This window comes from Mycobacterium sp., from assembly GCF_046091765.1.
Lineage (GTDB): Bacteria > Actinomycetota > Actinomycetes > Mycobacteriales > Mycobacteriaceae > Mycobacterium.
The window spans coordinates 1-7604 of record NZ_JBJTCF010000119.1; the positions used below are offsets into that span (position 1 = coordinate 1).

General features: G+C 70.6%; 8 protein-coding genes and 2 pseudogenes. 5 read left to right on the forward strand and 5 right to left on the reverse strand.

Annotated features, from left to right (window positions below; translation table 11 throughout):
• Nucleotides 1-165 (forward strand): annotated as a pseudogene (locus ACKOB8_RS13795) (glutamine amidotransferase); the annotation flags it as partial.
• Between the two features lie 9 nt (nt 166-174).
• On the opposite strand, the gene ACKOB8_RS13800 reads toward ACKOB8_RS13795, so the two are convergent.
• Nucleotides 175-867: a hypothetical protein gene (locus tag ACKOB8_RS13800; RefSeq protein ID WP_526378192.1), complete on the reverse strand. Its 693-nt coding sequence runs from the start codon at nt 865-867 to the stop codon at nt 175-177.
• A 47-nt stretch (nt 868-914) separates the two neighbouring features.
• On the opposite strand from ACKOB8_RS13800, the gene ACKOB8_RS13805 reads away from it, so the two are divergent.
• Entirely contained in the window at nt 915-1895 is a 981-nt protein-coding gene (locus tag ACKOB8_RS13805) for a hypothetical protein (protein ID WP_526378194.1), read from the forward strand.
• On the opposite strand, the gene recR is transcribed toward ACKOB8_RS13805, so the two are convergent.
• A complete protein-coding gene (gene recR, locus ACKOB8_RS13810; RefSeq protein ID WP_526378196.1) occupies nt 1892-2503 on the reverse strand; it encodes a recombination mediator RecR in 612 nt (203 codons plus the stop codon). The two genes, ACKOB8_RS13805 and recR, sit on opposite strands and share 4 nt — an antisense overlap.
• 7 nt (nt 2504-2510) lie before the next feature.
• Entirely contained in the window at nt 2511-2825 is a 315-nt protein-coding gene (locus ACKOB8_RS13815; RefSeq protein WP_526378204.1) for a YbaB/EbfC family nucleoid-associated protein, read from the reverse strand.
• Nucleotides 2826-3024: 199 nt separating this feature from the next.
• Here ACKOB8_RS13815 and ACKOB8_RS13820 point away from each other — a divergent pair, with 199 nt between their 5' ends.
• Entirely contained in the window at nt 3025-3786 is a 762-nt protein-coding gene (locus ACKOB8_RS13820) for an Rv3717 family N-acetylmuramoyl-L-alanine amidase (RefSeq protein ID WP_526378206.1), read from the forward strand.
• Here the strand turns inward: ACKOB8_RS13820 and ACKOB8_RS13825 are convergent.
• Entirely contained in the window at nt 3734-4213 is a 480-nt protein-coding gene (locus ACKOB8_RS13825; RefSeq protein ID WP_526378198.1) for an SRPBCC family protein, read from the reverse strand. The two genes, ACKOB8_RS13820 and ACKOB8_RS13825, sit on opposite strands and share 53 nt — an antisense overlap.
• Before the next feature lie 49 nt (nt 4214-4262).
• On the opposite strand from ACKOB8_RS13825, the gene ACKOB8_RS13830 reads away from it, so the two are divergent.
• Nucleotides 4263-5645: an FAD-binding oxidoreductase gene (locus ACKOB8_RS13830; RefSeq protein ID WP_526378200.1), complete on the forward strand. Its 1383-nt coding sequence runs from the start codon at nt 4263-4265 to the stop codon at nt 5643-5645.
• Nucleotides 5642-6922, forward strand: a complete 1281-nt coding sequence (locus ACKOB8_RS13835; protein WP_526378202.1) for an SAM-dependent methyltransferase — start codon at nt 5642-5644, stop codon at nt 6920-6922. The genes ACKOB8_RS13830 and ACKOB8_RS13835 overlap by 4 nt, the downstream gene beginning before the upstream one ends.
• A gap of 2 nt (nt 6923-6924) precedes the next feature.
• Here ACKOB8_RS13835 and ACKOB8_RS13840 read toward each other — a convergent pair.
• Nucleotides 6925-7604 (reverse strand): annotated as a pseudogene (locus ACKOB8_RS13840) (DNA polymerase III subunit gamma/tau); the annotation flags it as partial.

The window sequence follows — 7604 nt, forward strand, 5'->3', positions numbered from 1 at the left end:
CAGGGCAGCGTGGTCGCCACCTACCTGCACGGGCCGTGCCTGGCCCGCAACCCCGAACTGGCCGACCTGCTGCTCACCCGGGTGCTCGGCCCGCTGGCCCCCCTGGAACTGCCCGAGGTCGAGCAACTTCGCCGCGAGCGAGTGGCCGCGGCGCGCCGGGTCTGACCCCGTCGGTCACCAGGTGATGCGCGGCCAGGCCTGGGTCTCGACTTTCCACTCGGCCCAGTCGTTCTCCAGATGTTCACCTGCATAGGTGGTTTCCCACGCCTGCGCCTTGCCACCGTTCGATTCCGGCGGGACCAGCAACCCGAAGTTGATCGCGATATTGACGTCCCATGGGCCGTCTCGGAGCTCGACTGGAGGAACGCGGCCAAGGAAGTCGGGACCAAGACAGGTGCCCTGGTAGCAGATCTTCTCCGGGCCGCCATTTGCCCGGATCAGATCCACAACTTCTTTGTCTACCGGGATGAGGACTGTCGCGCCCAGCCCCACCGGATCATCGGGATCACCAACGCTGGCAATCCAGGCCGCAATTCGACCCACAACCGTTTCGATTATCTCCTCAAAACCGAATTTTGTGAGGATCCCGCGGCTCTGCGCGAGCGCGTCTGCGAGTGCCTTCGAGGCTTGGCTGGTCGGATTGTCGTCGACCAGGACTGCCTGTCCCTTCGCTGGCCGCTTCGGCAAGCATCCGGGTGGGCCGCCGCATCCGCCCACAAACTTCACGGTGGGCGCACTGAAGTAGAGGCTGTCAAATTTTATCTTTCCCTGGACGCTATCTTTTGCCGGGCCCGCAGGCAAGTCTGGCACCCGTCGCCGTGTGAATCCGGTGTGAGAGGGTACGGTCCGTTTGCTGTCGCCAGCCACGACGGCTACCGTCAGAGGACTGAGACCACCAACGACAAGGAGTTCCTGTGATCGCCGCACACCGCCCGTTCGCCGCTGCCGGCGTTGCTCTGCTCGGCGCGGGCGTCATCGCGGGTTCCCCCGCGCTGGCGCCGACATCCCTGGAGCTCCCGCACGTCGCGGCACCGGAGATCACGCTGCAGTCCTCGATCTTCGACATCTTCACCTTCCCGGCCTGGCGGCAGGCGCTCGCCAACGAGGTGGAGTTCGTCGCCATCCGGGCCAGCGCTCTGGCCGCCAGCGCCAACGCTCTGGCCGAGTCGGTCACTGAACTGCCCGCGACGGTGGCGACCGCGATCCAGCAGGTCCTCAGCCGTGACCCCCTGGGTGCGCTGACCACCGTCGAGCAGTGGTTCGTGGCGTCCGTGGAGGGCACGCTCGTCCCGCCGGTCCTGGCGAACATCGACGTCGGCCAGATCCAGCTCGCCATCCAGTCGGCTCTGCTGCTGGCCGAGCCGACGGCGGCCGTCCAACTCGGGACGGCCGTGTTCTCCGGCGCCGACACCGTCGCCCGCGCGCTGATCGTCGCCGGGCAGAACCTGGTGGACGCCGTGGTGTCGCTGAACCCGGCCGCCATCGTGCAGGCGCTCGTCACCGGCGTCACCGGCGTGCTGAACTCGGTGGCCGTCGCCGGACAGGACGTCGTCGACGGGATCGTCGCCGCGCAGGACACGCTGGCCACCGCGTTGGCGGCCCGGCCCGCCCCGGGCGCCCCGGCGGCGGCCTCGGATCCGACCGAAGCGCCTGCCCTCGGCTCGGTCACCGCACGGGCCACGGCGGAGTCGAATCCGGCCACAGCTTCGGCTCCGGTGGCGGCCACGGAATCCCCGGCGGGCTCCCCGGGTGACACGGCCGACCAGCACAGCGCACCGCAGCGCTCCACGGCCGACGCGACCCGCTCGGCGGGCTCGGCGGCCGCAGACGACGGCGACTCCGCGGCCCGCAAGTCCGCCGCCACCCGAAGGGGCGCGCCGAACCAGGCCCGCTAGACCATCTCCCGGCGGCCGGCCAGCGCGCGGCCGAGGGTCAGCTCGTCGGCGAACTCCAGATCGCCGCCCATCGGCAGGCCGGAGGCGATGCGGCTGATGGTCAAGCCCGGGATGTCGCGCAGGACGCGCACCAGATAGGTGGCCGTGGCCTCGCCCTCGGTGTTGGGGTCGGTGGCGATGATCACCTCGGTGATGTCGACCCCGTCCGCGCGCTCGCCGATCCGGCTGAGCAGCTGGCGGATCCGCAGCTGGTCGGGGCCGATCCCCGACAGCGGATCCAGGGCGCCGCCCAGGACGTGATAGCGGCCGCGGAACTCGCGGGTGCGCTCCACGGCCTGCACGTCCTTGGGCTCCTCGACGACGCATACCTGCGAGGCGTCGCGGCGGGCGTCACTGCAGATGCGACACCGCGGGGAGGCCGCGACGTTGCCGCACACCTCGCAGAACTGGACGCCGTCGCGCACCCGCGCCAGCGCGGCGGTGAGCCGATCGATGTCCACCGGTTCGACCGCGAGCAGATGGAAGGCCATCCGCTGGGCGCTCTTGGGCCCGATACCCGGCAACTTGCCGAGCTCGTCGATCAGATCCTGGACGGGGCCTTCGAACACGTCGGAGTCAGGACCCCGGTTGGGGCGGGCGCGTCGCGGCGGCCAGCGGACCCAGGATGGTCTTGACCGTCTCCTTCATGTTCTCCGCGGCGTCCGCCAGGGCGCCGACGACGAGGTCCTGCAGGGTTTCCACGTCGCTCGGGTCGACCACCGAGGGGTCGATCCGCACCGCGGTCACCTGGCCGTGGCCGTTGAGGCTCACCTCGACCAGCCCGCCGCCGGCCTGACCGCGCACCTCGGTCTCGGCGATCTGCTTCTGCGCCGCCAGCAGCTGCTGCTGCATCTGCTGGGCCTGCGCCAGCGCCGCCTGCAGTTCGGGCATGCCCTGCTGCGCCGGCCGGCGGAAGGCTCCCAGGTCGGCGGGGTCGCCGGAGTTGATGCCGGGTTGCATGACGGTCTCTCCTTGCGTCTCGGTTGCGCCGCGGTCGCGTCGTGGTCTCGAGTTCGTTGCGGCCTGGACATTGGGGGCCTGACTGACTTCCAAGCCTAGTCGTCGAGGGATTACGGTGACGCGCGTGTCTATGATCGCCCCGGTGCGTGTCGTGCTCGCCGCGTCGACCGGCGTGCTGCTGGTCGCGGCCTCGCTGTCGGCGCCGGTCTCCGGGGCCGCCCCCGGCGACGTCACGGGCATGATCGTCTTCCTCGACCCCGGCCACAACGGCGCCAACGACGCCTCGATCGCCCGCCAGGTCTCCAACGGCCGCGGCGGCACCAAGGACTGCCAGGCCAGCGGCACCAGCGCCGAGAGCGGGTACCCCGAGCACACCTTCACCTGGGACACCACCCTGCGGGTCCGCGCGGCCCTGCATCAGCTGGGGGTACGCACCGCGATGTCGCGCGGCAACGACAACGCGCTCGGGCCGTGCGTCGACGAGCGTGCCGCGATGGCCAACGCCTTGCAGCCCAACGCGGTGGTCTCGATCCACGCCGACGGCGGCCCGCCCACCGGACGCGGCTTCCACGTCCTGTACTCCAACCCGCCGCTGAACGAGACCCAGGCCGGGCCCTCGGTGCAGTTCGCCCGGATCATGGCCAGCCAGCTGGCCGGCTCGGGCATCCCGCCGTCGACCTACATCGGCTCCGACGGACTCAATCCGCGCGCCGACATCGCCGGACTGAACCTCGCCCAGTACCCGTCGATCCTGGTGGAGTTGGGCAACATGAAGAACCCGGTCGACTCCACCCTGATGGAGAGTCCGGAGGGTCGCCAGCGCTACGCCGACGCCGTGGTCAAGGGCGTGGTGGCGTTCCTGCAGACCCAGCCGCCTCGACCTCTCTCTTGAGGTTCCCCAGCACCTGCGCCTGAATCCTGCGCAACCCCAGTGGGGCGAAGGCCCGCTCGAAGAAGCCGCCCACCCCGCCGGCGCCGGTCCACCGGGTCGTCACCGTCACACTCGCGCCGGGGCCCGCGGGCGCGACCGTCCAGTTGGTCAGCAGCGACGAGTTGGCGTCCTTCTCGATGACGGTGTGGCCGGCCAGATCCACCTCGGCCCGCACCTGGCGGGCCCGCGACCGGGTCGCCTGCAGGGTCCACGTCGCGACGGTGCCCCGGCCCCGACCGCCCTGCTCCACCCGGTAGTCGCGGTAGTGCGCCGAGAGGATCCGCGGTCGCACCTCGCGGTAGTCGGCGATCGCGTCGAGCACCCTGGCCGGCTCGGCGTAGATCAGGATCGTGCTGGACGCACTGACGTGGCCCCTGACATGGCCCATCGGACTCCTCGTGATGCGCGGCGGTGCGGGTGCGGTTTAGCGTAGTCAGGTGAGCACAGCGCCGTCGGCAGCCCGGTCCGCGCACCGCCGCGGCGTGCGGCGGCTGCTCGACAGCTACCGGGCGATCCCCGCCGGCGCGCCCGTCCGGCTGGCCAAGCCGACCTCGAACCTGTTCCGCCGGCGGGCCCGAAACGGGGTGCCGGGCCTGGACACCTCCGGGCTGACCGGGGTGATCGCGGTCGACCCGGACACCCGCACGACCGACGTCGCCGGGATGTGCACCTACGAGACGCTGGTCGCCGCGACGCTGCCGTACGGCCTGAGCCCGCTGGTGGTGCCCCAGCTCAAGACGATCACCCTGGGCGGAGCGGTCTCCGGGCTGGGAATCGAGTCGGCCTCATTCCGCAACGGACTGCCGCACGAGTCGGTGCTGGAGATGGACATCCTCACCGGCGCGGGAGACGTCGTGACGGCCAGCCGCGAGCAGCACCCGGATCTGTTCCGGGCGTTCCCGAACTCCTACGGGACCCTGGGCTACGCGGTGCGGCTGCGCGTCGAGCTCGAACCGGTGCGGCCCTTCGTCAGCCTCCGCCATGTGCGCTTCCACCGTCTTGGTGATCTGGTCGCCGCGATGCAGGACATCGTCGCCGAGGGCGTCTTCGACGGCACCGCCGTGGACTACCTCGACGGCGTGGTGTTCGACGCCGGCGAGAGTTACCTGTGCCTGGGGACGCGCGACTCGACCCCCGGCCCGGTCAGTGACTACACCGGCCGGCAGGTCTACTACCGGTCGATCCAGCACGCCGCGGGCGTGACGTCGGACCGGCTGACCGTCGCCGACTACCTGTGGCGCTGGGACACCGACTGGTTCTGGTGTTCGCGGGCCTTCGGGGCGCAGAACCCGACGATCCGCCGGCTGTGGCCGCGGCGCTACCGCCGCAGCAGCTTCTACTGGAAGCTGATCGGCTACGACCAGAGGTTCGGCATCGCCGACCGCATCGAGGCCCGTCACGGCCGGCCCGCCCGGGAGCGGGTGGTCCAGGACGTCGAGGTGCCCCTCGAACGCTGCGCGCAGTTCCTGGACTGGTTCCTCGCCGAGGTGCCCATCGAGCCGCTGTGGCTGTGCCCGCTGCGGCTTCGCGACCCGGCCGGCTGGCCGCTCTACCCGATGCGCCCCGATCACACCTACGTCAATGTCGGGTTCTGGTCCTCGGTGCCGGCGGCGGACCCGCAGGCCGGCCGGACCAACCGGCTGATCGAAGCCACGGTCTCCGAGCTGGAGGGGCACAAGTCGCTGTACTCCGACGCCTTCTACGGCCGCGAGGAGTTCGACGAACTCTACGGCGGGGAAAACTACAAGATCGTCAAGAAGACCTACGACCCGGATTCGCGTCTGCTCGACCTCTACGCAAAGGCGGTGCAACGACAATGAGCGGCAAGCTGACCTTGGCCGAGATCCTGGAACTCTTCGTCGGCGGCGGCAACGGCCCGATGCGGTTCACCGCCTACGACGGAAGTTCTGCCGGGCCGGCGGACGCACCGCTGGGCCTGGATCTTCGGACCCCCCGCGGCACCACCTACCTGGCCACCGCCCCCGGCGACCTCGGCATGGCCCGCGCGTATGTCTCCGGCGATCTGGTTCTGACCGGTGTGCACCCCGGCGACCCCTACGACGTGCTCAAGGCGCTGTCGGCCGCCGAACTCACCCGGCCCCCGGCCCGGGTCCTGCTCGACATCGTGCGCTCGCTGGGTGTTGAGCACCTCAAGCCGATAGCGCCGCCCCCGCAGGAGGCGCTGCCGCGCTGGCGCCGCATCGCCGAAGGCCTGCGCCACAACAGAAAGCGCGACGCCGAGGCCATCCACCACCACTACGACGTGTCGAACACGTTCTACGAACATGTTCTGGGCCCGTCGATGACCTACACCTGCGCCTGTTATCCCGACGAGCACGCCACCCTCGAGCAGGCACAGGAGAACAAGTACCGGCTGGTCTTCGAGAAGCTCAGGTTGCGCCCCGGAGATCGCCTGCTCGACGTCGGGTGCGGGTGGGGTGGCATGGTGCGCTACGCGGCCCGGCACGGGGTTCGGGCCACCGGGGTCACCCTCTCGCGCGAACAGGCCCTGTGGGGGCAGAAGGCGATCGCCGAGGACGGCCTGGCCGACCTCGCCGAGATCCGCCACAGCGACTACCGCGACGTGATCGAGGGCGGCTTCGACGCGGTCTCCTCGATCGGTCTCACCGAACACGTCGGAGTCGCCCAGTACCCGTCCTACTTCCGCTTCCTGCAATCCAAACTGCGCACCGGCGGATTGCTGCTCAACCACTGCATCACCCGACCGGACAACAGGAAATCCTCCGCGGCAACGGGTTTCATCGACCGCTACGTTTTTCCCGACGGGGAGCTCACCGGCTCGGGCCGCATCATCTGCGAGGCGCAGAACGTCGGTCTGGAAGTCGTCCACGAGGAGAACCTGCGCCGTCACTACGCGCTGACGCTGCGCGACTGGTGTGCCAACCTGGTGGCCAACTGGGACACCGCGGTCGCCGAGGTCGGTCTGCCCACCGCCAAGGTGTGGGGGCTGTACCTGGCCGGTTCGCGGGTGGGTTTCGAAGCCAATGTCGTCCAGCTGCACCAGGTGCTGGCGGTGAAGGTGGACCACGACGGTGGCGACGGCGGGTTGCCGTTGCGGCCGTGGTGGACCGCCTGAGCTCAGCTGTCGATCCGGCGGGCACCCAGTTCGCTCTGCAACAGCTCCAGAGCGGCCTCCTCGGGGTCGCGGCGCGTCGCGCCGTCGTCCTCGCCCGCCTCGGCGATCATGCCGTCCTCCTCGCTGCGCGCGGCGGTCTCGGCAGCGGCCTGCGGTTCACCGGGCCGGACCTCATCGGTGCTCTCCCCGGCGCCGACATCGCACCGCACCCGCCAGTCCACCCCGAGGGCGTCCTTGAGGGCCTCGCAGATGACCTCGGTGTTGCGCTGCTCGCTGAGCCGCTTGGCCAGCGGCGCCGACTCGTGGGCGAGCACCAGCGTGTTGTCCTCCACCGCGCGCACCACCGCACCGGCCAGCATCACCTCGGTGGTGCGGCTGCGCTCGCGCACCTTGTCCCGGATGGTCGGCCACACGCTGCGGACCGCGGAGGCGGAGGGTTCACCGGGTGCGGCCACCTCAGGTGAGCGCTCCGCATCACCGCGCGCGGGCTGCTGCTCAGCCGTGGCGGCGACGGGCTCGTCGGCGGGCGGTGCAGGGCGGGGCGGTGCGGTGCGATGTCGGCGCCGGGGAGAGCACCGATGAGGTCCGGCCCGGTGAACCGCAGGCCGCTGCCGAGACCGCCGCGCGCAGCGAGGAGGACGGCATGATCGCCGAGGCGGGCGAGGACGACGGCGCGACGCGC

Bases quoted from the DNA above. Each gene is read 5' to 3' on its own strand.
- ACKOB8_RS13820 (WP_526378206.1), top strand. From the start codon at position 3,025: ATGATCGCCCCGGTGCGTGTCGTGCTCGCCGCGTCGACCGGCGTGCTG.
- ACKOB8_RS13815 (WP_526378204.1), bottom strand. From the start codon at position 2,825: ATGCCCGAACTGCAGGCGGCGCTGGCGCAGGCCCAGCAGATGCAGCAG.
- ACKOB8_RS13835 (WP_526378202.1), top strand. From the start codon at position 5,642: ATGAGCGGCAAGCTGACCTTGGCCGAGATCCTGGAACTCTTCGTCGGC.
- ACKOB8_RS13825 (WP_526378198.1), bottom strand. From the start codon at position 4,213: ATGGGCCATGTCAGGGGCCACGTCAGTGCGTCCAGCACGATCCTGATC.